At 70.3% G+C, this 23,318-nt stretch carries 21 protein-coding genes; 8 read left to right on the forward strand and 13 right to left on the reverse strand.

Annotated features, from left to right (window positions below; genetic code table 11):
• Positions 1 to 2 precede the first annotated feature (2 nt).
• A complete protein-coding gene (locus K7W41_RS00385; protein ID WP_224603596.1) occupies positions 3 to 3,092 on the forward strand; it encodes an NAD(P)-binding protein in 3,090 nt (1,029 codons plus the stop codon).
• A 56-nt stretch (positions 3,093 to 3,148) separates the two neighbouring features.
• On the opposite strand, the gene K7W41_RS00390 is transcribed toward K7W41_RS00385, so the two are convergent.
• The 4 genes from K7W41_RS00390 to K7W41_RS00405 are packed head-to-tail and all read right to left on the reverse strand — an operon-like array spanning position 3,149 to position 5,808.
• On the reverse strand, positions 3,149 to 3,604 hold the full coding sequence (locus K7W41_RS00390; protein ID WP_224603600.1) for a hypothetical protein: 456 nt from the start codon (positions 3,602 to 3,604) through the stop codon (positions 3,149 to 3,151).
• Entirely contained in the window at positions 3,592 to 4,131 is a 540-nt protein-coding gene (locus K7W41_RS00395; protein WP_224603603.1) for an AAA family ATPase, read from the reverse strand. Before K7W41_RS00395 ends, K7W41_RS00390 begins: the two co-directional genes overlap by 13 nt.
• Positions 4,132 to 4,141: 10 nt before the next feature.
• Positions 4,142 to 4,720 (reverse strand): hypothetical protein, encoded by a 579-nt coding sequence (locus K7W41_RS00400; RefSeq protein WP_224603606.1) that lies wholly within the window; start codon positions 4,718 to 4,720, stop codon positions 4,142 to 4,144.
• The gene (locus K7W41_RS00405; protein WP_224603609.1) at positions 4,720 to 5,808 is read right to left on the reverse strand and encodes an aminopeptidase; all 1,089 of its coding nucleotides are present in this window, start codon (positions 5,806 to 5,808) and stop codon (positions 4,720 to 4,722) included. Before K7W41_RS00405 ends, K7W41_RS00400 begins: the two co-directional genes overlap by 1 nt.
• Before the next feature lie 45 nt (positions 5,809 to 5,853).
• On the opposite strand from K7W41_RS00405, the gene purU reads away from it, so the two are divergent.
• Positions 5,854 to 6,747: a formyltetrahydrofolate deformylase gene (gene purU, locus K7W41_RS00410; RefSeq protein ID WP_224603611.1), complete on the forward strand. Its 894-nt coding sequence runs from the start codon at positions 5,854 to 5,856 to the stop codon at positions 6,745 to 6,747.
• 99 nt (positions 6,748 to 6,846) lie between these two features.
• On the opposite strand, the gene K7W41_RS00415 is transcribed toward purU, so the two are convergent.
• On the reverse strand, positions 6,847 to 7,275 hold the full coding sequence (locus tag K7W41_RS00415; RefSeq protein ID WP_224603614.1) for a hypothetical protein: 429 nt from the start codon (positions 7,273 to 7,275) through the stop codon (positions 6,847 to 6,849).
• A gap of 109 nt (positions 7,276 to 7,384) precedes the next feature.
• On the opposite strand from K7W41_RS00415, the gene K7W41_RS00420 reads away from it, so the two are divergent.
• Complete coding sequence (locus K7W41_RS00420; RefSeq protein WP_224603617.1) at positions 7,385 to 7,828, forward strand: hypothetical protein; 444 nt, start codon at positions 7,385 to 7,387, stop codon at positions 7,826 to 7,828.
• A gap of 363 nt (positions 7,829 to 8,191) precedes the next feature.
• Here the strand turns inward: K7W41_RS00420 and K7W41_RS00425 are convergent, their stop codons facing one another.
• Positions 8,192 to 8,539 carry a metal-sensitive transcriptional regulator gene (locus K7W41_RS00425; RefSeq protein ID WP_396114772.1) on the reverse strand — a complete coding sequence of 116 codons (348 nt, stop codon included), beginning with the start codon at positions 8,537 to 8,539 and terminating at the stop codon, positions 8,192 to 8,194.
• On the reverse strand, positions 8,539 to 8,748 hold the full coding sequence (locus K7W41_RS00430; RefSeq protein ID WP_224603620.1) for a CopZ family metallochaperone: 210 nt from the start codon (positions 8,746 to 8,748) through the stop codon (positions 8,539 to 8,541). Before K7W41_RS00430 ends, K7W41_RS00425 begins: the two co-directional genes overlap by 1 nt.
• A 182-nt stretch (positions 8,749 to 8,930) precedes the next feature.
• On the opposite strand from K7W41_RS00430, the gene K7W41_RS00435 reads away from it, so the two are divergent.
• Both K7W41_RS00435 and K7W41_RS00440 read left to right on the forward strand, forming a co-directional pair.
• On the forward strand, positions 8,931 to 11,450 hold the full coding sequence (locus K7W41_RS00435) for a heavy metal translocating P-type ATPase (RefSeq protein ID WP_224603621.1): 2,520 nt from the start codon (positions 8,931 to 8,933) through the stop codon (positions 11,448 to 11,450).
• A gap of 251 nt (positions 11,451 to 11,701) precedes the next feature.
• A complete protein-coding gene (locus tag K7W41_RS00440; RefSeq protein WP_318010880.1) occupies positions 11,702 to 11,980 on the forward strand; it encodes a hypothetical protein in 279 nt (92 codons plus the stop codon).
• Between the two features lie 242 nt (positions 11,981 to 12,222).
• On the opposite strand, the gene K7W41_RS00445 is transcribed toward K7W41_RS00440, so the two are convergent.
• The 5 genes from K7W41_RS00445 to K7W41_RS00465 all read right to left on the reverse strand — a co-directional run bounded on the left by K7W41_RS00445 (position 12,223) and on the right by K7W41_RS00465 (position 16,651).
• Positions 12,223 to 13,314: a sensor histidine kinase gene (locus K7W41_RS00445; protein WP_224603623.1), complete on the reverse strand. Its 1,092-nt coding sequence runs from the start codon at positions 13,312 to 13,314 to the stop codon at positions 12,223 to 12,225.
• 49 nt (positions 13,315 to 13,363) lie between these two features.
• Positions 13,364 to 14,032, reverse strand: a complete 669-nt coding sequence (locus tag K7W41_RS00450; RefSeq protein ID WP_224603625.1) for a winged helix-turn-helix domain-containing protein — start codon at positions 14,030 to 14,032, stop codon at positions 13,364 to 13,366.
• Between the two features lie 115 nt (positions 14,033 to 14,147).
• The gene (locus K7W41_RS00455) at positions 14,148 to 14,729 is read right to left on the reverse strand and encodes a DUF305 domain-containing protein (RefSeq protein WP_224603626.1); all 582 of its coding nucleotides are present in this window, start codon (positions 14,727 to 14,729) and stop codon (positions 14,148 to 14,150) included.
• Between the two features lie 60 nt (positions 14,730 to 14,789).
• On the reverse strand, positions 14,790 to 15,698 hold the full coding sequence (locus K7W41_RS00460; protein WP_224603627.1) for a complex I NDUFA9 subunit family protein: 909 nt from the start codon (positions 15,696 to 15,698) through the stop codon (positions 14,790 to 14,792).
• Positions 15,695 to 16,651: a MerR family transcriptional regulator gene (locus K7W41_RS00465; RefSeq protein WP_224603628.1), complete on the reverse strand. Its 957-nt coding sequence runs from the start codon at positions 16,649 to 16,651 to the stop codon at positions 15,695 to 15,697. The genes K7W41_RS00460 and K7W41_RS00465 overlap by 4 nt, the downstream gene beginning before the upstream one ends.
• 115 nt (positions 16,652 to 16,766) lie before the next feature.
• On the opposite strand from K7W41_RS00465, the gene K7W41_RS00470 reads away from it, so the two are divergent.
• The 3 genes from K7W41_RS00470 to K7W41_RS00480 are packed head-to-tail and all read left to right on the forward strand — an operon-like array spanning position 16,767 to position 20,977.
• Entirely contained in the window at positions 16,767 to 17,648 is an 882-nt protein-coding gene (locus K7W41_RS00470; RefSeq protein ID WP_224603629.1) for a UbiA family prenyltransferase, read from the forward strand.
• Positions 17,645 to 19,021, forward strand: coding sequence for a phytoene desaturase family protein (locus K7W41_RS00475; protein ID WP_224603630.1), 1,377 nt, complete (start codon positions 17,645 to 17,647; stop codon positions 19,019 to 19,021). The genes K7W41_RS00470 and K7W41_RS00475 overlap by 4 nt, the downstream gene beginning before the upstream one ends.
• An 18-nt stretch (positions 19,022 to 19,039) precedes the next feature.
• Positions 19,040 to 20,977: a hypothetical protein gene (locus K7W41_RS00480; protein WP_224603632.1), complete on the forward strand. Its 1,938-nt coding sequence runs from the start codon at positions 19,040 to 19,042 to the stop codon at positions 20,975 to 20,977.
• Positions 20,978 to 21,282: 305 nt separating this feature from the next.
• Here the strand turns inward: K7W41_RS00480 and K7W41_RS00485 are convergent, their stop codons facing one another.
• The gene (locus K7W41_RS00485) at positions 21,283 to 23,043 is read right to left on the reverse strand and encodes a S8 family serine peptidase (RefSeq protein ID WP_224603635.1); all 1,761 of its coding nucleotides are present in this window, start codon (positions 23,041 to 23,043) and stop codon (positions 21,283 to 21,285) included.
• Between the last annotated feature and the right edge of the window lie 275 nt (positions 23,044 to 23,318).

A 23,318-nucleotide genomic window follows, 5' to 3' on the forward strand; every position in this document is an offset into this window, starting at 1 on the left:
TGATGCACGCGCCGCTGGCCCTGCAAGGGGCCGACATGCGCGGCTTTTTCCTGAAAGGGGACCCCGAGAAACTGCAGGCCACCGTGGACGCGGGCCTGAACCGCGCCGCGCAGGGCCACGCCACCTTCAAGGTGCTCTCGTCATACGTCATGCTCACCTTTACCCGGGTGGGCCACGCGCACTCGGCGCACCCCAGCGACGCCGCCAAGGGCTGGATCACCGAAACCGACATCATCACCTGGATTCCGGTGGGCCAGATAGACGACCGGGGCCGACTGCAGCACCTGTATTTCTACCCGGCGCATATCTGGGTGGACGACACCATGGCCCTGATCAACGGGCGCGAACTGTACGGCTACCCCAAGTACGACTGCCAGTACGACATGCCCGATGCCGGCGAGGCCGGGGATTTCCGGCTGCGCGTGAAGGGCTTCGAGCCGTTCTCGCCCGACACCAAGATTGCGTGGCACCCGCTGCTGGAGCTCACGCCCCACGCGCGCGGCGGCCTGCTGGGCGGCCTGAAGGACCGCGCCCACCCCATCCGCTCCTTTGCCGATCTGGTCAAGGGGGCCTTTGAAGGGTTGATGCACCTGCCCGACTTCCTGATTCCCGATCTGGCGGGGTGGGAAGACCTGCTGTCGCTGCTGGCCGAACCGCGCACCGATCAGCTGTTCCTGAAGCAGTTCCCGGACGGCACGGGGGGCAAGGCGGTGTATCAAGCCGTGGTGGCCGCGCCCGCCGTGGTCAACGCGGTGCATGGGGGGCAGCTCTTCGGGCAGGAGTACAGCTGCACGCTGCACGAGGTCGCCTCGTTTCCCCTGCAGGAGACGCTGGGCATCGCCCTGGGCGAGCAGCCCGCCCACCTGCCCTTTGAGGTGCGCTTTGACTTCACCGTCACCGAGGCCACGGAGGTCACGCCCCCGGCCCGCACCGCGCCCGAGAAGATCGCCATTCTGGGCGGCGGCGTGGGCGCCATCAGCGCGGCGTACCACCTGACGCAGGAAAAGGACTGGCAGGAGAAGTACGACATCACCCTGTACCAGATGGGCTGGCGCCTGGGCGGCAAGGGGGCCAGTGGGCGCAACGCGGCTTCGGGTCAGCGCATTGAGGAGCACGGCCTGCACATCTGGTTCGGCTTTTACGAAAACGCCTTTCGCATGATTCAGGGCATCTACGGCGAACTGGGGCGCCCAGACGGCGCGCCGCTGGCGACATGGCAGGACGCCTTCAAGCCGCACGATTACATCGTGCTCAGCGAGCACATTGAGGACACATGGCGCCCCTGGCCGCTGATGTTCCCCCACCGCCCCGGCACCCCCGGCGACGGCGATGAGCACCCCATGCTGTGGGAGGCCGCCCAGGCGCTGCTGGCCCACATCAAGAAGTGGCTGGCGGACATCTGCCACCTGCACCTCCCTGAACCCGTGGCCGCCCCGCAGCAGAAAGCAGGCGAGCACGATTCCTGGCTGCACCACCTCGCCAAGGCGCTGCAGGCCGATGTGGAGCACTTGGCCATGAGCGTGGTGCATTCGGTGGAGGGGGCCTGTCAGCTGGCGGCGGCGCTGCCTAAGCGCCTGCACGGTGCCGAGGACGCCCACGGCGTGCTGGCCCACACCCTGCAGGGCATCAAGGGCTGGATTGACCATCTGCTGTGCGCGCTATTAGACCGCGACGACGAGATCCGCCGCGCCTACATCTGCCTGGACCTGGGCGTGACCACCCTGCTGGGCTTCCTGCGCGACGGCGTACTGAAGGGCGGCTTTGACGTCATCAACGACATTGATCTGCGCGACTGGCTGATCAAGCACGGCGCCAACGAGCGCTACAGCGTGAACAGCGCGGTGATTCGCGGCTTCTACGATCTGGTCTTCGCCTACGACGGCGGCGACTACGACCGCCCCAACGCCGAGGCCGGCACCCTGCTGCGTGCCATGATGAAAATTGGCCTGAGCTACAAGGGCAGCATCATGTACAAGATGCAGGCTGGCATGGGCGACACCATCTTCTCGCCGGCGTATCAGGCGCTCAGGGCGCGCGGGGTGAAGTTCAAGTTCTTCCACAAGGTCGAGGAACTCACCCGCGACGGCGACGAGGTGGGCACCATCCGCCTGACCCGGCAGGCCACCGTGGCCAGCGGCGACGCCCACTACGATCCCTTCGTGTACGTGAAAGGCCTGGCCTGCTGGCCCAGCGCCCCGAATCTGGACCAGTTGCTGCCCGCCGAAGCCCAGGCGCTGCGGGGCAGCGGCGCCAACCTGGAATCGCACTGGAGCACGTGGCCGCAGGTGTACGAGCAGACGTTCGGCAAACCGCTGCCCGAAGTCACGTTGCGCAAAGGCGTGGACTTTGACCGGGTGATTCTGGGCGTGTCGGTGGCCTCGGTGCCGCTGGTGGCCCCGGAGCTAGTGGCGGGCAGCGAGGCGCTGAAAGCCACCACCGAGCAGGTGAAGACCATTCCCACCCAGGCCTACCAGCTGTGGTTTAACCAGACCCTCTCCGAGCTGGGCTGGACCAGCCAGCCAGACGGCCAGCAGCCGGTGCTGAGCGGCTTTACCGAGCCCTACGACACCTGGGCCCCCATGGACCAGCTGCTGTGCCGCGAGGACTGGCCGGACACGCCCGGGGCACCCAAAAACGTCTCGTACTTCTGCTCGGTGTTTCCCGACGAGGGCCTGCCGCCGCCCAGCGACACCGCCTTTCCTGTCCACTGCGCCGAGCAGGCCAAGGCCGGCGCGCTGCATCAGGTGCGCCAGCAACTGACCGCCCTGCTGCCCGCCGTGGGCCCGGCTGGCGACTTCAACTGGAACCTGCTGAGCGCCCCCGACGACACCCAGGGCGAGGCCCGCTTTGACGCCCAGTACTGGCGCGCGAACATGGACCCTTCAGAACGCTACGTGATGAGCGTGGTGGGCAGCAGCCAGTACCGCCTGCGCGCCGATGAATCCGGCTACCGCAACCTCGTGCTGACCGGCGACTGGCTGAAAACGGGCCTGAACGCCGGCTGCGTGGAAGCCGCCGTGATGGCCGGCATCCAGGCCGCGCAGGCGATTACAGGCGTGAAGGCGCCGATCCCTGGCGAACGGGACGTGTAACCGGGCGGCGCGACGGGCCGGGCCGGCGAGCAAGGGCGGCCCGGCCCGTCGGCGGTCTAGTCCTCATCGTGAACCGGGGAGAACAGGCCAGCCAGAAACGGCCGCGCCCCGGAGAGGCCCCGCAGCATTTCGTGCACCCGGATCTCCTGCCCGGGGCTCAGGGTCCGGGTGCGGGCGTAGACATCCAGGCCAGCTGGGGTAAACGGGGTGCGGGCAAAGACCGTCACCGCCCAGTCCTCCTCGGCGTGCAGCACCTGCCAGCGGCTGGGGGTCCAGCGGGTCAGGAGGCTCAGGCCGCGCCATTCCCAGCCGCCGCCCGGCAGGGGCCGGTCCAGCCCCACGATCAGGCCGAGCCGACCGCGCCGCGTGAAGCGCACCGTGTCCACCACCCGGCCGTCCGGCAGCGGGGCGTAGGTCACGCTGGGATTGTCGCGCGTGCGCCACAGCGGCAAACTCGTGCGCACCACGAACCACGTGCCAGAGAGTACAGCCCGGTCACTCACAGGGGCCACGTCAGCCCCAGGACTGCTTCCACTGTTTCGTCCAGGGTCAGCTGACTGCTGTCCACCACGGCCCAGCCGGCGGCCCGGTAGGCCTCGGGCGGCATCTGCCCATAGAGGCCGTCAATGAGGGGCACCAGACTCTGCGTGTCGTAGGTCTTGTTCGTGCGGGTCCGGTTGCGGTGGTGGGCCACCTCCAGGGTGGTGAACAGGCGCACCGGGCGCACGTCCAGCCCCGTCCACTGCGCCGCCATAGGCGCCACGTCGGCGGGCCACAGCACGTCGTCAATCGCCACGGCAAAGCCCGCTTCGGCGTACAGGCGGGCGTGGTGGGCGGCGGCCGTGCGGGCCAGGGCAAACTGCCGTACGGCCTCGGGTGGGTGGTCCAGGCTGGGGTGGGCAAGGCCCGAGACCACCAGTTCACGCAGGTCGTCAATGGGCAGGTGCAGCCCCAGCGGAAAACGCGACAGCAGCGCGCGCGAAACGCTCGTTTTGCCCGCGCCCGGACTGCCGCTGAACACCCAGATGGTCCCTGTCATGCCGGCCATGCTAACGATTGGACGGGGGAGGCGGGGGCTCAGCTGCCGGGGACAGCTCGTACAGGGCGGGATCGGTCAGCAGGGCTTCCGTAACGCTGGGCTGGGCCAGCAGGCGGCGCAGGGCCTGGGCCACCCGCAGCACCCTGAGGCTGGAGGTGGCCGGGCACGATGTGGTGGGCACCTCCAGCCTCAGGGTGCCAGCGGAGAGGGCAAACGGCTCTGATGCTGCGGGTTCGGTCAGCCCTCGCAGCACGGCGGCGTGAAATTCGCCCGGGAGCCCAGCGCGGCGATCTGGTGCGTCGCCGTAAGGCACCACGTTCAGCGGTACCGGCGCCGGCAGCACCACCACGAAGTCTCCCTCAGAGATGGGCGTGAAGCTCCCGCCCAGCAGCCCAAAACGTGGAAAGCCAGAGACGAAGTCCAGACTGACCGCCGCGCGGCGCTCCGGCCACAGCTCCGGGCGGCCCCCAGCGACACGCACTTCTGTTCCAGGCGGCAGCCGGTACCCAGCGGGCAGGTCGTCCACCCAGACATGCACCGACAGGCTGCCCGGGTGGGGCTTTCGGAGGCGGGGCCGGTATCTCGGCATTAAATCAAGAACTGGCCGTTCTCCTGCACCACCTCGCCGTCCAGGCTCAGGCGCCCGCCCGCGCGCAGGTCGGTGATCAGGTCCCAGTGCACGGCGCTGGCATTCACGCCGCCCGTTTCCGGGTAGCTCTTGCCAATGGCCAGATGCACGGTGCCGCCAATCTTCTCGTCGAACAGGATGTTGCCGGTGGGCACCTGAATGCCGCTGTTGGTGCCAATGCCCAGTTCGCCCAGGCGCCGGGCCCCAGGGTCGGTGTCCAGCGCAGCGTGCAGCACGGCCTCGCCTTCCTCGGCGGTCGCGTTCACCACCAAGCCGCCCCGGAATTCCAGCCGCGCCCCGCGCACCACCTGCCCCTGGTACTCGGCGGGCACGGTAAAGGTCACCACGCCCTCGGCGCTGTCCTCCAGGGGTCCGGTAAAGACCTCGCCGCTGGGCATGTTGCGCCGCCCGTCGCTGTTCGCCCACGCCCTCCCGCCCACGCGCAGGGTCAGGTCAGTGCCGGGCGCCTCAATCCGCACCACGTCCGCGCGGGTCAGCCGCTCGATGATCCGGGCCTGCATGGCGCGCACCTCGCCCCAGGCGCCCACCGGATCGGGGCGGTCCAGGAACATGGCGCGCATCACGAAATCCCCGAACTGTTCCGGCGTCATGCTGGCCTGCGCGGCGGCGTGCGCGGTGGGGTACAGGGTCAGGCTCCACTTCTTGCGGGCGCGCTCGGCGGCAATGGGGGCGCGGGCGGCCAGCAGGCGGGCGCGCCGGGCGGCGTCCACCGGCTGCCCCGGGGTCGGGGTGAGCACCCGCAGGCTGCCGTCCAGGGCCTGTACGTCGGCCAGATCGGCGGGATGTGCGGCGTCCAGCACGGCGTCCGTGGCCAGCTCGGCAAAGTCGTCGTCCTGGCCGGGGTAGTCCACGCGGGGCACCGGGCGCGCGCCCCGGGTCAGCAGGGCGCGGGTCAGGGCGCGGACCAGGGGCGTGGCCTCCTGCCCGCCCGCCACCAGCAGCCGCTCGCCGGCATTCGCCATCAGGCAGTAGTCGGCCAGCAGCGCCGCGTGAAGCTCCGGGTCGTAGGGGAGGAGGTTCGTCTGCACGTCCGCGAGGCTACCACTGCCGGGCCTGGGATATGCTCGCCGGATATGACGGTTCCGGCTTCCGCTGCTCCCGCGCTTGACCCCCACAACACCGCTGTTCTGACCATCACCTGCCCGGACCGGGGCGGCATCGTGGCCGCCGTGTCGCAGTTTCTGCACAACCACGGCGCCAACATCCTGCACAGCGACCAGCACAGCACCGACCCCCAGGGCGGCACGTTTTTCATGCGCATGGAGTTTCACCTCTCGGGCCTGGACCTCGCCCGCGAGCCCTTTGAACGGGCCTTTGCCACCGTGGTGGCCGCCCCGTTTGGCATGACGTGGCGCGTGACCTACACCACCGAGCCCCGGCGCATGGCGGTGCTGGTCAGCAAGTACGACCACTGCTTTCTGGACCTGCTGTGGCGCAAACGCCGGGGCGAACTGAATGTGGAGATCCCTCTGGTGATCAGCAACCACGAGGACCTGCGCCGCGACGCCGAGATGTTCGGCATTCCCTTTCATGTGGTCCCCGTGACCAAGGACAACAAGGCCGAAGCCGAGGCCCAGCAGGTGCGGCTGCTGCAGGAAGCGGGCGCCGAGTTCGCCGTGCTGGCCCGCTACATGCAGATTCTTTCCGGTGATTTCCTGAATGCGTTTGGCAAGCCGGTCATCAACATTCACCACTCGTTCCTGCCCGCCTTTGTGGGCGCCAACCCGTACCGCGCGGCCTTTCAGCGCGGCGTGAAACTGATTGGCGCCACCAGCCACTACGTCACCGAAGAACTGGACGCCGGGCCGATCATCGCCCAGGACGTGGTGCCGGTGACCCACCGCGAAACCCCGGAGACCCTGATGCGCCTGGGCCGCGATGTGGAGCGGCAGGTGCTGGCCCGCGCGGTCAAGGCCCATGTGGAAGACCGCGTGCTGGTGCACGGCAACAAGACTGTGGTGTTCTGAGCTGGGGGGCTCAGGACAGGCAGGAGCATGAATGGCTCTGGGGTCTAGAGGCCAAATCTTTGGCCGTTAGCAGCACCAGAAGTCATCGCGGATTGGCCCTCAGAGGTAGTCGAAGAAGCGCCCAAACCATGTGGCTTTTCCACGCAGCTCCTTCTTCAACCCGTCATACGTGCCGCTGACGTCCTCAGGTCGAACCACGGTGTACCCGCGATGTTGCAAAAGGTGGACCACCTCAACCGGCAACGCCTCACTCGTCCAGTCTCGAACGTTGACAGTGAACGCCAACGCCAGTCGCCCAAAGGCGGAGAACCGGACCCCGAGAGCGAACTCAACGTCGAAAAGGTCAGCGAAAAAAGACGAGTCTTGTACCTGATCATCAACGGCGAAGTTCAGGTCAAGCGTCTGCGCCGCGTTCTGCGCGAAGGCCCGGACCTCTCGGAGTGCCGTGTGAGAGTCAAAGTCTGGAGGGCATTCCCACTCGGTCGCATGATCAGCGCGCAGCAACATCTGGCGCGTTGCTTCCTTCATCTCAACACTTTAGAGCGAAGTCTTGGGTGCCAACGAGCAGAAACCCAAGCCCCCTGTCCATGCCGCTCTGTCCTTGAGCTGACCGCTCGGTAAGGGATAGGCTGGGGGCATGGAAAGCCTGTATCTGGTGCTGCTGACCCTTCACAACCTCAACCGCTGGGTGATTCTGCTCACGGGCATCTGGGCGCTGGCCGCCAGTGTGCTGGGCCGCTCGGCGGGGCGGGCGTACACGGCGGCCGACCGCCGTCCGGTGGTGGCCTTTATGGGCAGCCTGCACCTGCAGGTGGTGCTGGGCCTGCTGCTGTTCGCGTTCATGGGCATGCAGAACATTCCCGTGTTCGCCGGGGCCCCGCGCCAGAGCTTTCAGTGGGAGCACCTGGGCCTGGGCGCGCTGGCGGCGGTGTTTGCCACCCTGGCCAGCGTCCGCGCCCGCAAGGCGACCACCGATCAGGCGAAGTTTGGTGCGGCGGCGCTGTGGAGTGGCCTGTCCCTGCTGACCGTGCTGCTGGCGATTCCCTGGTGGCGCCCCCTGCTGCGCTTCTTCGGCGCGTAAGGGCTGGATTCAGACGACGAAGGGCAAGCCTTGATCGGGCTTGCCCTTTGTTGTGCGCTTCTCATAAGGATTCCGGTTGATCAGTTAGTCCATAACTGATCAACCCGACCGGAGGGAGAGGGAAAAACGGTGACGGATAGGAGTGGAAGCACCGAAGCGACGCGGAGGGGCTGTAACGGATTATCCGGAATCCGTATCAGCTGTGCAGGCGGCGCTGAGTCCCTCTGAACGTCATACGGCACGACTCTGATTCCAAAGCAGAGTGGGAAGAACACCGCTCTGCTCTTTTATCGCCGTTGTCCCGTGTGTTCTCGTGTGCGCGCTGCGAGTCCGCTCACCCCTTCAGCTCACCTGAGTTCCGTCTTACAGGTACTTCAGCACGTCCATCAGTTCGTCCACCAGTTCCTGCTCGTCGCCCCGGGTGGCGGCGGTGGCCACATGCGCTTCCAGGTGCCCGCGCAGCACCACGCTGGCGGCGCCGTCCAGGGCGCCCTGCACCGCCTTGATCTGGCGCAGCACGTCCACGCAGTACACGTGGGGGTCGTCCAGTGAGCGGCGAATACTTTCCAGGTGGCCGCGGGCAATCGCCAGCCGCCGCGCGGCGCGTTTGCGGCTCTCTTCCGGCATGCACAGGTGACCCGCGTGGGTGTGGACCTCCACCCCCTCCTCGGGGGTCGGGGGCGGGCAGTGGGCGGCCGGATGGTCGGTCATCAGGGGGTGGACAGGCGGGCGCCGTAGCCCTCTTCCTGCACGGCGGCGATCAGCTGCTCGGGCTGGGCGGCGCCCTGTACCACGGCTTTTCCGGTCTGCAGATTCACCTGCACGTCGTCCACGCCGGGCACACTCTTCAGGGTGTTGGTCACGGCGGTCTGGCAGTGGCCGCAGGTCATACCCGTCACATCCAGTTCAATCTTGGTCATAGGGTTTCCTCCTGTCCAGCGTATACCCTCCCCCTGGGGGTGTCAACGGTCGGAATCGCCTTTTGCGTCAGTGTGCGTGTTTGGCCTTTCTGGTCTTGCGAATCCCTGCCCAACCGCCTATGCTGAGGCGACTTAGTATCCCCCTAGGGGGGATTAGGCAAAGGCCCGGAAGGAGAGACGCGATGCAGAAAACCATCGAACTGGGTGTGCAGGGCATGACCTGTGCCAGTTGTGTGGGGCGGGTGGAGCGCGGATTGAAAAAGGTGGAGGGGGTGCAGGAGGCCACGGTGAATCTGGCCACCGAGCGCGCCACCGTCACCTACGACCCTGCCCTCACCAGCCCGCAGGCGCTGCTGGACCGCGTGCAGGCCGTGGGCTACGAGCCGGTCACGGCCCAGGCCGAGTTTGGAGTTCAGGGCATGACCTGCGCCAACTGCGTGGGCCGCGTGGAACGGGCGCTGAAGAAGGTGGATGGGGTGCTGGCCGCCAGCGTAAATCTGGCCACCGAGCGCGCGACCGTCACCTACCTGCCCCAGAGCGTGGCCCCGGGCGAGCTGAAGGCGGCCATCCGAGGGGCGGGGTATGAGGTGCTCGACGCCCAGGCCGGGCAGGCCCGCGAGGACCAGGAACGCGCTGCCCGCGAGCGCGAGGTGGCCGAGCTGCGCCGGCAGGTGACCTTCAGCGCCGTGTTCGCCGTGCCGCTGCTGCTGCTGGCGATGGGTCCCATGCTGATTCCCGCGCTGAACGACTGGCTGATGGGCACCTTTGGGCACGGCGTGATGACCACCCTGAACTGGGTGATGCAGGCGCTGGCGCTGCCCATTCAGTTCGGGCCTGGGCGGCGGTTTTATCGCCTGGGCTGGAAAAGCCTGCGGGGCCGCTCGCCGGACATGAACGCCCTGGTCATGATCGGCACCACGGCGGCCTTTGCCTACAGCGTGGTGGCCACCGTGGCCCCGGGCCTGTTCCCCAAAGGCACCGCCCATGTGTACTACGAGGCGGCGGGCGTGGTCATCACGCTGGTGCTGCTGGGCAAATACTTTGAGGCGCTGGCCAAGGGCCGCTCCAGCGAGGCCATGAAGACCCTGCTGGGCCTGCAGGCCCGCACCGCCCGGGTGCGGCGCGGCGACCAGGAACAGGACGTGCCCACCGACGAGGTGCGCGTGGGCGACCTGATCGTGGTGCGCCCCGGCGAGAAGATTCCCGTGGACGGCGAGGTGGTGCAGGGCGCCAGTTACGTGGACGAAAGCATGATCACGGGCGAGCCGGTGCCCGTGAGCAAGCAGCCCGGCGCGGGCGTGGTGGGCGGCACCATCAACGGCCACGGCGCCCTGACCTTCCGCGCCACTCGCGTGGGCGCCGATACGGCGCTGGCCCAGATCATCCGGCTGGTGGAAACCGCCCAGGGCAGCAAGCCGCCCATTCAGGGCCTGGCCGACCGGGTGGTGGCTGTGTTCGTGCCGGTGGTGCTGGGCATTGCCGCGCTGACCTTTGGGCTGTGGCTGCTGCTGGGGGGGCCGTCTGCCCTGAGCTTCGCGCTGGTGACCACGGTGGCGGTGCTGATCATCGCCTGCCCCTGCGCCATGGGGCTGGCGACCCCCACCAGTGTCATGGTGGGCACCGGCAAGGCCGCCGAACTGGGCGTGCTGTTCAAGAGTGGCGGCGCGCTGGAAGGGCTGCAGGCCGTGGACGTGGTGGCCCTGGACAAGACCGGCACCCTCACCCGGGGCCGCCCCGAACTGACCGACCTGTTGCCCGCCCCCGGCATGGAGCGGGGAACCGTGCTGCGCCTTGTGGCCGCCGCCGAGAGCCAGAGTGAGCACCCCATTGCCCGCGCGTTGGTGGAGGCCGCCGCCCGCGAAGGCCTGGGCGTGCCTCGCCCCGAAACGGTCGAGGCCGTACCCGGCTTCGGCCTGAGCGCCGTGATAGAGGGCCGCCGCGTGCAGGTGGGCGCCGACCGCTACATGGCGAGGCTGGGGCTGGACGTCACCCCCTTTGCGGCGCAGGCCCAGGCCCTGGGCGACGCCGGCAAGAGCCCGCTGTACGCGGCGCTGGACGGCCAGTTGGCGGCGGTGCTGGCGGTGGCCGACCCCATCAAGGAAGGCAGCCCCGAAGCGGTGCAGGCCCTGCACCGCCTGGGCCTGAAGGTCGCCATGATCACCGGGGACAACGCGCGCACCGCGCAGGCCATTGCCCGGCAACTGGGCATTGACACCGTGCTGGCCGAGGTGCTGCCCAGCGGCAAAAGTGACGCTGTCAAGGCACTGCAGGCGCAGGGGCAGCGGGTGGCCTTTGTGGGCGACGGCATCAACGACGCGCCTGCCCTGGCCCAGGCCGATGTGGGGCTGGCTATCGGCACTGGCACCGACGTGGCGGTGGAAACCGCCGACGTGATCCTGATGAGCGGGGACCTGCGCGGCGTGCCGGGCGCCCTTGCCCTGAGCCGCGCGACCCTGCGCAACATCCGCCTGAACCTGTTCTGGGCCTTTGCGTACAACATCGTGCTGATTCCGGTGGCGGCGGGCGCGCTGTACCCGGCGCTGGGCTGGCTGCTCAGCCCGGTGCTGGCGGCGGCGGCGATGGGCTTTTCCAGCGTGTTCGTTCTGAGTAACGCCCTGCGCCTGCGGGGGTTCCGGCCCCCGGTGCGTCCTGGGCCTCCGCCCCCGGTCCCGGTGCCCACAGGCACGCCCAGCCCGGCGTAAGCTGGCCAGCGACGCGGGTGGGGGCGAGTGGGCCCTCACCCCGTCGCAGTTTGGCCCGTTCAGTCAGACAGTCCACTCCGTCCCCCTTCACGCCTCTTTTTCCTGGAGACCCCCTGCAGGTTCAAACTCACCGTTGGTCCCTCTATCGCTTCGCTCAGAACAGGTCCGGCGCAGGTGCGCGACCGTCACGCCTTCCTGGCGCGCGCCCAGCTGCGCGACGAGGTGCCCAGCGTGGCGGGGGCCAGCCGCTGGTGGGCCTGGGCGGCTCGTGTGGCAAGCCCGCTTTTTTGCTGCCGTACCTGATTCGCTGGGACGAAGAGAACACCCTGGCCCTGGAAAGCGTGGCGGCCGAGTTTGACTGCTTCGTGGAATACGGCGCCTACCCCCACCTGAAACTGCACGACGCCGGGCAGGAGGTGGCGGCCGTGCAGGACTGGAGCAACATGGGCGCGGTGTTTGTGCGCCCCGGCTACGAGCGCGCCGAGGAACTGCTGCGGCGCCTGTGGGACGTCCTGGCGCCTCAGGGCTGAACCCAGGGCGGCTCCGGGGAGAGCCACGAGAGCGTCTGCGAACAACAGCGGCATGTGCGGCGTTGAGAGGCCGCTTTGAGCCCCAGAGTAGAACGGCCAGTCACGGTCAGAGTTCAGCCCAGAGTCGCCTTGCAGAGAAGCCAGGGCGGCTCTGGCAGGAATAGAGAGGGGCTGGAGTGGCGTTGAGCGGCGGCTTCCTGGCACCAGGGTGGAACAGACGGCTGTTCCCAGGGCCCTGCCTGTCAGGCCCCCTCGGCCGCTGGCAGGGTCAGGGTAAAGGTGCTGCCGCCTGGGCCAGAGGTCACCTGCAGGTCCCCGCCCATCTGATGGGCCAGCCCCCGGGCAATCGTGAGGCCCACGCCGCTGCCGTCGCCCCGGGTGCGGGCGGGGTCCACGCGGTAAAAGCGCTCGAAAATGCGCTCCAGGTGCTCGGGGGGAATGCCGCTGCCGGTATCCGTCACTTGCAGGGCCACCTGGGCGGGGTGGGCGTGCGCGCTGAGGGTCACGCGGCATCCGCCCGGCGTGGCGCGCAGGGCATTGGCCAGCAGGTTGGACAGAATCTGCAGGGTGCGCTCGAAATCGGCGTGCAGGGGCAGTGGGCTGGGTGGCAGGGGTGCCACCTCCAGGGCCACGCCCCGGGCCTCGTAGGCGTCGGCAAAGCGCTCGGCCGCCGCCTGCAACAGCTCGGCGGCGCTGAAGGTGCCGGGCTGCAGGGTCACCTGCCCTGCCTCCACCCGCGACACCAGACTCAGGTCGGCGGCGAGGCGTTCCAGGGCGCGCAGTTCGCGGGTCATGGCGGGCGCGGCCTGTTCGGAGGGCAGCACGCCGTCGCTCAGGGCCTCGGCGTAGCCGCGCAGGGCCGCCAGTGGCGCGCGCAGTTCGTGGCCTACATTGCCAATCAGGGCCACCCGGTCCTGCTCCACCCGGTCCAGCGAACCGGCCAGCACGTTGAAGTGGTGGGCCAGTTGCGCCAGTTCGTCGCGGCCCCCTTCCGGCAGGCGCCGGGCATAGTGGCCGGCCGCCAGCGCCTGACTGCCCGCCGAGAGCAGCCGCACCGAGCGCACAATGCGCTGCGAGGTCAGCAGGGCCGTGATGGCCGCCACCAGCGCGGCAAACGGCAGGGCCGCCAGCAGGGCGCTGGTGAGGGTGCCGCGCATCCCGCGTTCCAGATCCGGTTGCAGCGCCCGCCCTTCCGGGCCCAGCAACGCCACCATCTGCTCGACATGGTGGCGGTAAAAGGCCGGCGCGGTCAGTTCGGCCAGGGCCAGCAGGGCACCCAGCGCCACCACCGTCACCAGCAGGTGCCCCAGAAACAGGCGGGCAAAGAGGTTCATGCGGGCGTCCGCCGGGTGAGCGGCCCCACCGGCGCCCTCCCCGCCGCGCTCATCCGTCCTCCCGGAAGCGGTAGCCCACCCCGCGCACGGTCTCGATAAAGCGCGGCTGGTCGGGCTGCTCGCCCAGTTTGCGGCGCAGGGCGGCCATCTGCACGTCCACCACGCGCTCCACGCCCGGAAAATCCGGGCCCCACACCCGTTCCAGCAGGCGGGCGCGCGACCACACGAAGCCGGGGTGGCGCGCCAGGGTCAGCAGCAGGTCGAATTCCAGCCGGGACAGGGGCAGGTCCTGGCCGTCCAGCTGGGCGCCGCGCCGCCCCTCGTCCAGCGAAAGCCCGGCCACCGCCACGCTGGGGCCCAGGCGGGCGCGGCGCAGCAGGGCGCGCACCCGGGCCACCACCTCGCGCGGCGAAAAGGGCTTGGTCACGTAGTCGTCGGCGCCGGCGTCCAGGCCGCGCAGGCGGTCTTCTTCCTCGCCCCGGGCGGTCAGCAGCAGCAGCGGAAAGTCCGGCTGCGCGCGCCGCTGCTGCCGCGCCAGTTCCAGCCCGCTCTGGCCCGGCAGCATCCAGTCCACAATCGCCAGATCCGCGCCCGGCAGTTCGCGCTGGGCGTGCAGACCGTCGCGGGCTTCGAGCACCGTGTGGCCGTCGGCGCGCAGGTAGGCCCCCAGGATGTCCAGAATCGCGGGGTCGTCGTCAACAATCAGGATGCGGGCCATGCGTGTGTCCCCAGAGTAAGACCGGGGGTGCTCCCCCAGGCGAAAAGGCGGCGCAGGTGGGGGCCACGTGCCCACCATCCTGGCCGCCGCAGCGGGCGTCTGGCCGGAGCTCGTTTTACTTCTGGCGCAGCAGCCACACCTGAAAGGCGTACAGCTCGGCGGCCTGCGCCGTGACGATGTCGCGCGAGAGTTTCAGGATGCGGCTGTCCCCGCTTTTTTGCAGGGCGAGGCTGGCCATCTCCAGCGCCGAGGCGTGGTGGGGACGCATGCCCTGCACGAAGGCGGGGTCCGGGTTGGCGGCCGTTTTCAGGGGCGTGACCATGCTCTTCATGTGCCCGGCCATCTGGTCGCGCCGCGCGGTGTCCAGGCCGCCCAGTGGGCCAAGCCAACCGGTCATGGCAGCGATTTCCTTGCTCTGGTCGCGAATCACGGCGGCCACCCAGGCTTTCACCTGCGCGTCTTTCACCCGGCCCTGCACCGCGCGGGCCATGTCCACGGCGCCCTGGTGGTGGGCGATCATCATGGACAGGTAAGCGCGGTCAAAGGCGCGCCCGCTCAGGGAAGACAGCGCGGCGGGGCTGGGCATGCTGCCCGTCATGGCCGCGCCGCCGTGCATGCGGTGGTCGGTCTGGGCCAGGGCGGGCAGGGGCGAGAGCAGCAGGGCCAGGGTGGTCAGGGCCAGGAGCCTGTGGTTCATGGCCCCAGGCTAGAAGGGGCGTGTTCAGTTTCTGTAAAAGGGGCCAGACGGCCCCTGTGCTTAGCGCGCGCTGGCCGCCGGACGGCGACTGGCCTCCGGCGCCACGATCTGCGGCAGCACGTCCTGCAGCCGCTGCATGGACAGACCAAACACGCTTTTCGCCGGCTCGTTGGGCGCCGTGTTGCCTTCTTTCAGCATCGCGTACTGGTCGCGGGTGATGGGGGGCCTGGGCAGCACCTGCATCAGCGGCACAGCCAGATTCATCAGGGGCAGCGGCACCGGCACGAGGGGCTTGCGCTTGCCCAGCGCCTGCAGTTCCAGTTCCAGCAGTTGCCGGAAGGTGAATTCCTCGGGGCCGGTGAGCGCAAAGGTGTCGCCCAGGCCCACCTCGCTCTCGGCGGCGGTGGCAAAGGCGCGCGCCACATCGGCCACGCCCACGGGCCGGAAAGGAAACGAGCCGTCGCCAATCTGCGGCACCACGGGCGCCGTGCTCACCAGTTCGCGCAGCACCCGCCCAAAAAAGTCGTCGCCCGGCCCAAAGATCAGGCTGGGCTGAAAGATGGTCCAGCGCAGGCCGCTGGCGCGCACCAGGGCCTCGGCGCGGCCCTTGGAACTGGAATAGCCGCTGGCGCTGTCTTCGCGGGCGCCCAGGGCGCTCATGTGCACGTAGCGCGCGTGGCGTGGCGTGGCCGCCAGCACATGCCGCGTGCCCGCCACATGCACCCGCTCAAAGGTCTGCGTGCCCGTTTCGGCAATGATGCCCACCAGATGCACCACCGCCGCCGGGTCGCTGGCGCCCACCGCCCGCTCCACACTGCCCGGGTCGGTCACGTCCAGCGTCAGGCCCTGGGCGCCGGCCACCGCTTCGCCCCGGCGTGAACCCGCCCAGACCGTATGCCCACGCGCGACGAGTTCGCGCACCACCGCCTGACCCACAAAGCCGCTGGCCCCTGTGACGAGTATGTTCATGTCTCTCCTTGCGGGGCGCCGCTGCCCAGCGCCGTTCGGTGCAGGTGCGCCGCGATGGCCTGGGCGGCGTGCGGGGCGTCCGGGCCGGCGTACAGGCCGCCCAGTTCGGCCGCCAGTTCGGGGCGGGCATTGAGCAGCGCCCCGCCCAGAAACAGCGGCGCCCCCAGGCCGTCGAGGTCGTGCAGGTGCGCGCGGGTGGCCTCCAGCGCCCAGGGGCCGTTCAGGGCCAGCAGCACCGCCCTGGCCCGGCGCTGGCGGGCAAACACCGCCAGATCGCCCAGCGGCACGTTGGCGCCCAGGTACGCCACGCGCACGCCCCGGCGCCGCAGGGCCAGGGTCAGCATCATCAGGCCCAGTTCGTGGGATTCGCCCGGCGCGCAGGCCGCCACCGCCAGCGGCCCAAAGCCCTCCTGCACCCCGGCAAGGTCCATCAGGTGCGACAACCGGGCGCGCACAAAGGCGCTGGCCTGATGCTCGTGGGCCACGGTGATCTCGCCGCGCTCCCAGCGCTGCCCGATTTCCACCAGGGTGGGCGAGATCACGCCGGTCAGCACGTCTTCCACCGGCAGTTGCGCGTGAATCTGCCCCAGCAGGGCCGCCGCCTCGTCCATGTCCGAGGCCAGCAGCGCCTGGGTGAGCAGCGCGCTCCACTCTGCAGGGGTGCGGCCCAGGCGCCCGTCGGGGGGCGGAGCGGGCTCGGGGGTCAGTTCGGCGCAGGTCAGCTCGGCGGCGCGGCTGGCGGGCACACCCGCATTCAGGTGCGCCTGCATGCGCTGAATGGCCGCCACGTCTTGCGGCGAATACAGCCGGTAGCCGCTGGCGTTGCGTTCAGGGTGGGGAAAGCCGTAGCGCCGTTCCCACTGCCGCAGCGTGGTGGCCGGCACGCCGGTTTGCGCCTCGACCTCCGAGGCGGTGAACATGGCGGTCTGTGACCACCCGGCCGGTGTGCTCATCGTGCTCATTGTGCGTGGTGCTGGGCGTGCAGACCGTAAGCGGGCCCGCAAGCGGCGGCGGCTGGGGGAGGCGCGCGGGGCATCTGCCTGCCCGGGGCGCGTACCATAAGCAGCCGTGCCTGCCCGGCCTGCCCAACCCCCCACGCTGCCCCTGCGGCGGGTGCTGGTCGTGTCGCGCCCGGCGCTGTGGGTGAACACCGTGGGCACCCTGATTACTGGCACATGGCTCAGCGGGCACCTGTACAGCCTGCACCCGGGGCTGCTGGCGCTGCTGGCGTACCTCACGCTGCCCTTTAACCTGCTGATCTACGGCCTGAACGACCTTTCTGACCGCGAGGAAGACGCCCGCAGCAGCCGCAAGGGAGGCTGGCAGGGCGCCCGGCTGGCCCCGCACGAGGCCGCGCCCCTGCTGCGCGTAACCGCGTGGCTCAATCTGCCGGCCCTGGCGGCGCTGGCGCTGCTGCTGCCCCCGGCCGCCACAGGGGTGCTGCTGCTGTCGGCGGCGCTGTTCGTGGCCTACAGCCTGCCGCCCCTGCGCCTGAAGGCCCGCCCCTTTCTGGACGGCCTGAGCAACGTGGCCTACGCCCTGCCGCTGGCGCTGCCCGCGCTGGTGCTGGGCGAGGCGGTGCCCACGCTGCCCCTGCTGGCCCTGATGGCGTATTCGGTGGGCAAGCACGCCTTTGACGCCGCCCAGGACATTCCTGCCGACCAGCAGGCGGGCACCCACACTGTGGCCACCCGGCTGGGCGCGGGCGGCACCGCGCGCTACGCCCTGGCGTGGTTTGTGCTGGCCGCCGCGCTGCTGTGGCCGGTGTCCCGGCTGACGGCCGGGGCGCTGCTGCTCACCTGCGGCGGGATGAGCCTGGCGCTGGCCCTACGGCCTGGCCCGGCGCAGGCGGCGCGGCTGTATCCCCTGAGCATCGTGACCCCCTGGATCGTGGGCGCGGTGGCGGGGGTGCAACTGGTGTATCTGCTGGCGCGGGGGCTGTGGCCATGAGCGGGGGGCCTGCGGGCCGCTCGGTGGGCCTTCTGGGCGGCGGGGTGGCAGGCCTCGCCCTGGCCGCGCTGCTGGGGGGGCAGGGTCACCGCGTCACCGTGTACGAGCGCGACGAGCTGGGCGGCAAGCTGCGCCGCCTGCCGGTGGGCGGAGCCACCTTCGACACCGGGCCCAGCCTGTTCACGTTTCCGGCGGTGTGGCGCGCATATCTGACGCGGCTGGGCGAGGTGGACCCCCTGGACCTGCGCCCGCTGCCCGGCGGGCTGGGGGTGCACCACACCCCGCATGGCCCGGTGCCGCTGCCGGTGCCGCCCAGCCACCCGCTGTGGCCGCACTGGCAGCGGTACGTGGGGGCAGCGGCGCCGCTGGTACCCCACCTGTCCACACTGCTCACCACCCCGCCGCGCCTGACTGATCCCGCGTTCGTGCAGGCCAGCGCGGCGCTGCTGCGGACCACCCGGGGCCACCTCACCGCGCAGGGCTGGCTGCGGGCCCAGGGGTTGCCGCCGGCCCTGACGCACGCGGTGGCCACCCACGCCCTGAACGCCGGGCTCTCGCCCCAGGACGCCCCGGCCCTGTACGCCCTGATTCCCGCCCTGGTGGTTACCGAGGTGTACCGCCCGGCACAGGGTATGGGCACCCTGTTGGATACCCTGTGCCGCTTTGCGGCGGCGCGCGGCGCCCTTCTGCGGGAAGGGGCAGAGGTGAGGGCCGTGCGCGGCGCGGTGCTGACCCTGGCTGGGGGCGAGGAGGCCCGCCACGACCTGCTGATCAGCGCTCTGGACCCGGCGCGGCTGGCGGCGCTGCGGGGGCAGCTGGTGCGCTCACCGCCCGCCCGGCGCACCGTGAGCGGCGTGGCCCTCTACGCCGAACTGCCCCAGCCGGCGCCCCTGCCCGCCACCAGCGTGCTGCCGCCCCACGACTTTGCGGTGTTCCGGCGCTTCACGCGTGCCGGTGCCCTGCCGCCCAGCACCCTGGCCCTGGTCCACGCCGAGGGCCCGCGCCTGAGCGTGCTGCTGGCCGCGCCGGCCACCGGGGCGGCCCTGGGGACCGAGCACCCCTGGGTGCAGGCGCAGCTGCGGCAGGTGGAGGCGGCGCTGGGGGTGCCGGGCCTGTGGCGCTCGGCCCGCGCGGTGGCCGCGCTGCCCCCGGCCCACTACGCGGCGGGCGGGCACCCAGGGGGGGCGCTGTACGGCGCCGCGCTGCCGCCCTGGCGCGGGGGGCCGCTGCACCCGCAGCCGTACCGCGCCGCGCCGGGGCTGTGGCAGGTGGGTACCGGGGTGCATCCGGGTGGCGGACTCCCGGCCGTGCTGGGCGGCGTGCTGATCGTGGACACGCTGCTGCGCGCAAGGCTTCAGGCAGGATCAGCCTGAAGCGGGTAGCCTCCCCGCATGCGCACGCTGCTCACCGTCCTCCTGCTGTCCGCGCCCGCCGCTGCCGCGTCCCTGTCCTCCTCTTTTACCGTGCCGGGGCATGCCCTGGGCAGCTTCGGGCAGCCTGAATCGGCCACCGAAGAGCTGGGCGGCGGGGCCGCGTGGTCCGCTGACGGCGCGCAGGTGTACACCCTGGACACCACCCGGGTCCTGAACCACTGGCGCGTGGGGGACGGCGCCCTGCTGGGCACCCGCCGCCTCGCGCCCCCCGCCGCCTTGCCGGACGCGGGCCCGTGGCCGACCACCGCGCTGCGCCTGAACGGGACCCAGGGTGGGGCGCTGCAACTGGAAGCGCGGAGCTTTCGCCAGGGCCAGCCCGCCGCGCTGTCCTACACCCTGAAGCTGCAGGGTGGGGCCAGTGCACCGCCACCGCCCTGTCCCTCCAGCCGCCGGGTGCTCCAGGTGTGCGCCGGGGCCGCAACATTGCGCGCCGAGGGCCGCACCCTCACCTGGACGGCCGGCGGCGTCACCCGGACGCGCACCCTGCCGGCACCCGGGCGGGTCCTCGCGCTGGCCCTGAACGCTGGGGGCACGCAGGCGGCCGTGCTGGTCGTGGAACCCCAGACTGATTGGGGCCTCCACGGCCGCGCCGCCCTGCTGCTGTGGGCAGGGGATAGCCTGCGGCGCCTGAGCCTGGGCCCCGTGCTGTCGGGCACCCCCGCGCGCCTGAACTGGACCCCGGCCGGCTGGCTGCTGGCCGCCCCGCTGCATGACGACCAGACCGGCGGCGTGCAGCCCGGCGAGTGGCTGAGCCTGCACCGCCCGGACGGCGAACGCCGCTGGCAGCTGTCCCCGGACCTGGGCCTGCGCGGCCTCTGGCCCTCGCCGGATGGGCAGCGCTTTGTGACCATCCGGGGCGGCAGCGTGCCCGAGGTGCGGCGCACGGTGGACGGCACCCTGGTGCTTGGGCTGGGTGAGGCGGTGGCGGCGGCTGTGCCCTTGGCTGGGCAGCGCGCGCTGCTGGCGCTGCAGGGGGGCGGCGGCGCCGGCCGGGTGGCGCGGCTGCAGCAGGGAAGCCTGCGCACCCTTAGCCCTCTGGGAGCAACGGCCCTGGCCGCCCACCCGGATGGGGGGCGATTTGCCGCTGCCCAGGGCCCGGACGTGCGCCTGCACGGCCCCCGGGGCGAGGTGCTGCGGCGCTGGAAGGCCTCAGCGCCTGTGGTGGCCCTCGCCTTCACGCCGGATGGCCAGGCCCTGAGCGCCTGGACCCAGAGTGAGGCGCGCGGCGAGGTGCGGGCGTGGCGCCTGAACGGCACGCCGCTGCCTCTGCCGGCTGGCACCGTGTTTCCGCTGTCTAGCGTCCTTCTTACCCGCACAGCGGACCAGGGCGGCCCCCAGGCCACCCACCGCGAACGCCTGAGTGCCCAGCAGCCCGGCGGCCCGGTGCTGTGGCAAACCCCCTGGCGCCGGGGCAGCCTCTCAGCGTGGCCGGCGGCTGACGGCCGCTCGGCGGCGCTCTGGAGCCAGCACCCAAATAGCCAGAGCGACCCAGTCATCACACAGTTCTGGCGGGTGGCGCTGCATAGCGGGCAGGCGGGGCCCACTTTGAACATGGCGCCCACCACCCGCGACCCCAACAGCGGCTGGACCCTGGCGGCCCTGCGGGGCGACGGCCGCCGCGCGCTGCTGCAAGAAAGCACGGGTGACGGCTGCGGCTGGGGCCTGTACGGCTTCGCCTTGGCCGACCTGTTCACGGCCCAGCGCCTGCCCACGCCCCCGGGGCTGGCCAGTGGGTATGCCCGCCGGGGCGGCTGCGGCTTTGGCGTGCCCCTGCCCCAGACCACCTTTGACCCGGATGGCCGCCTGTTGGTGCAGGACGGCAACCGCCTGGACTGGTGGACCATTGCGCAGGGCGTGGTGCCGCGAGTGCCAGCGGGCAACAGGGGAGAGCCCTAAGCAGAGGTCGGGAGGGGCAGGGGCAACGGCGAGAGGCGACTTGGGCCGCTTGCCCAGCAGAAGGAGAGGAACTGACTCAGGGGGCTTCACTCGGAGGCAGGGCGTTTAGCCATTCTCCGTTCCTCACGACGAGCTTTGACGCCGCCCACACATCGCTGAATCCTTCAAGGCGCCACCGCCCTTTTCTGTCAATCTCACGAGCCAGGACGGGGGGTCGGGGGCTGCGCCCTCTGTCTGCCTCCCCAACAACCAGAACCCCGCCCCGGCCCGGTCAGGGGCCAGCGGCGGGGAGGGTTGTGGGCGCTTTACTGGCCGGTTATGGCCTTCAGGGGGTCCACCAGACCGAAGCCGAAGTTGTTGTCCTTGCCAGCGGTGCCCAGGTCCCTGGCGGTGCTGGTCAGCAGGTTCAGCAGGCCCGCGTTGGTCAGCGTGGGCTTGGCGGCCCAGACCACGGCGGCGGCGGCCGACACATGGGGCGTGGCCATGCTGGTGCCGTTGTACGACTCGTAATCGGCGCCCGTCACGGCGACCGTGCCCGTGGTGGGCAGCTTACCCAGCAGCGCCTGTCCGTCGGCCTGCAGGATGCCCACGACCGGAATGGTGTAGCTGTTGGTCAGGCTCAGGCCCAGCGCGCCCGCCGCGTTGTTGTAGATCATGACGGCCTTGGCGCCGCTGCCCGCCGCGTTGGCGACCTTCTCTTCAAAGGAGCAGGTGCCGCGCGAAATCAGGGCGATGTTGCCGCTCAGGGCCGCGTTGCGCACGCCCACGCCGCAGAATTCGTTGTTGGTGCCGCCCGCCGCCACCACGTTGCCGCTGAAGGTGGCCTTGGCGCTCAGGTCCGCCGACTTCACGTCGCTAAAGGTCACGCCGCCGCCCGAGGCGCTGGCGCGAGTGCCCTGGCCCAGCGGCACCGAGCTGATCACGTCCACGCCGGGGCCCACCAGATCCACCTGGGTGCCGAAGTTGCTGAAGTCGGCCTTGAGCAGGTTGCTGTCCACGGCGCCCACGCCCACCACGTTGGTGTAGGCAGCGGGGTAGGACACGGCCGCGCCGTCGTTGCCGGTGGCGGCGATGGTCAGGGCGCCCTTGTTGTACACGCTGGTGTAGGCGCGCTGCTCGGTCTGGCTGGCGCGGCCACCGCCCAGCGACAGGCTGATGACCACCTTGTTCTCGGTGCCGCCCTGGCTTTTCAGCAGGCCCGCGCACCAGTTCACGCCGTTGATGATGCCGCTTGACGACCCCGAGCCGTCGTTGCCCAGCACGCGGGCCATGTACAGGTTCACGCCCGTCGCCACGCCCACCACGCCGTTGCTGTCCATGCCGCTCTGCAGGCCAGCAGCGCCGGTGCCCGCGCCCAGCTGCGCAAAGACCGTGCCAGAGACGTGGGTGCCGTGGTGCGACACGTCGTTCAGCTGGTAGGGGTCGTTGCGGCCCGTTTCGGTGGTCACGAAGTTCTTGAAGCCCTTGAGCTTGCGGGCAAACTCGGGGTGGTTGCCGTCAATGCCGGTGTCGCCCACGCACACCGCCACGCCGGCCCCGGTGTAGTTGCTGGCGCGCAGGTTCTGCACGCGCAGGGCGTTGTCGCCCCAGGTGTACTCGCCGCTGGCGCTGTACAGGGCCTGGGCGTTCAGGGCCTGCCCGGTCACGGCCTGGGCGCTCAGGCCCGCCGAGACCTTGCTGTCCGTCACGCCGCTTTTAAAGCCCATGGCGCGGCGCACCAGATCGGGCTCCACGTACTCCACCAGGGGGTTGGCCTTCAGGCGGGCCAGGGCGGCGCTGTCCAGCTTCACGGCCGCCGCGCTGATTTCGGCCCACTGGCTGGTCAGGGTGCCGCCCGCCGCCGCAATGGCCTGCGCCTGCAGCGCCGCCTGGGCTTCCAGGGCCTGGGCACTCAGACCCTGGGCGCTCACGGCCTCCTGCTTGAACCCCACGAGGTAGGCCCCGGCAATCGCCTCGGCGGCGGGTGCGCCTGCCCCCGGGGCGGCGGCCACAGGCGTGGTCTGCTGCCCGCAGGCGGCGAGGGTCAGGGCGAGGGTGGCGGCCAGCAGGAAACGTGCGTGGGTCATGAAGGCTCCAGAAAATAGGGAAAAAATAGGGCGGTGCTCCCGGGCGAACGCGGCGCGGCACAGGTCAGGGACATGAACCGCGCCGCGCGGCCTGGGAAGCGGCAGCGGGGCAGACACCAACTCAAAGCAGAACGGAAATGTTGGAGCGGATACTAGAGTGCTGTTCACGCCCCGCCAGCAGCATGTCTAGTCTGCTCTGGCCTGGGTGTAAAACAAGCCAAAACAGAGGTATGGGTGCGCTTCCGAACCTGATCACAGGCTGACTGGGCGTTGAA

Origin of the sequence: Deinococcus multiflagellatus, from assembly GCF_020166415.1 — a bacterium.
In the GTDB taxonomy this organism is placed as follows: domain Bacteria; phylum Deinococcota; class Deinococci; order Deinococcales; family Deinococcaceae; genus Deinococcus; species Deinococcus multiflagellatus.

What these genes read in the sequence shown, in the direction of transcription:
- K7W41_RS00385 (WP_224603596.1), top strand. Translation starts at nt 3, where the DNA reads ATGCACGCGCCGCTGGCCCTGCAAGGGGCCGACATGCGCGGCTTTTTC.
- K7W41_RS00395 (WP_224603603.1), bottom strand. Translation starts at nt 4,131, where the DNA reads ATGACAGGGACCATCTGGGTGTTCAGCGGCAGTCCGGGCGCGGGCAAA.
- K7W41_RS00400 (WP_224603606.1), bottom strand. Translation starts at nt 4,720, where the DNA reads ATGCCGAGATACCGGCCCCGCCTCCGAAAGCCCCACCCGGGCAGCCTG.
- purU (WP_224603611.1), top strand. Translation starts at nt 5,854, where the DNA reads ATGACGGTTCCGGCTTCCGCTGCTCCCGCGCTTGACCCCCACAACACC.
- K7W41_RS00415 (WP_224603614.1), bottom strand. Translation starts at nt 7,275, where the DNA reads ATGAAGGAAGCAACGCGCCAGATGTTGCTGCGCGCTGATCATGCGACC.
- K7W41_RS00420 (WP_224603617.1), top strand. Translation starts at nt 7,385, where the DNA reads ATGGAAAGCCTGTATCTGGTGCTGCTGACCCTTCACAACCTCAACCGC.
- K7W41_RS00425 (WP_396114772.1), bottom strand. Translation starts at nt 8,539, where the DNA reads ATGACCGACCATCCGGCCGCCCACTGCCCGCCCCCGACCCCCGAGGAG.
- K7W41_RS00430 (WP_224603620.1), bottom strand. Translation starts at nt 8,748, where the DNA reads ATGACCAAGATTGAACTGGATGTGACGGGTATGACCTGCGGCCACTGC.
- K7W41_RS00435 (WP_224603621.1), top strand. Translation starts at nt 8,931, where the DNA reads ATGCAGAAAACCATCGAACTGGGTGTGCAGGGCATGACCTGTGCCAGT.
- K7W41_RS00445 (WP_224603623.1), bottom strand. Translation starts at nt 13,314, where the DNA reads ATGAACCTCTTTGCCCGCCTGTTTCTGGGGCACCTGCTGGTGACGGTG.
- K7W41_RS00450 (WP_224603625.1), bottom strand. Translation starts at nt 14,032, where the DNA reads ATGGCCCGCATCCTGATTGTTGACGACGACCCCGCGATTCTGGACATC.
- K7W41_RS00455 (WP_224603626.1), bottom strand. Translation starts at nt 14,729, where the DNA reads ATGAACCACAGGCTCCTGGCCCTGACCACCCTGGCCCTGCTGCTCTCG.
- K7W41_RS00460 (WP_224603627.1), bottom strand. Translation starts at nt 15,698, where the DNA reads ATGAACATACTCGTCACAGGGGCCAGCGGCTTTGTGGGTCAGGCGGTG.
- K7W41_RS00465 (WP_224603628.1), bottom strand. Translation starts at nt 16,651, where the DNA reads ATGAGCACACCGGCCGGGTGGTCACAGACCGCCATGTTCACCGCCTCG.
- K7W41_RS00475 (WP_224603630.1), top strand. Translation starts at nt 17,645, where the DNA reads ATGAGCGGGGGGCCTGCGGGCCGCTCGGTGGGCCTTCTGGGCGGCGGG.
- K7W41_RS00480 (WP_224603632.1), top strand. Translation starts at nt 19,040, where the DNA reads ATGCGCACGCTGCTCACCGTCCTCCTGCTGTCCGCGCCCGCCGCTGCC.
- K7W41_RS00485 (WP_224603635.1), bottom strand. Translation starts at nt 23,043, where the DNA reads ATGACCCACGCACGTTTCCTGCTGGCCGCCACCCTCGCCCTGACCCTC.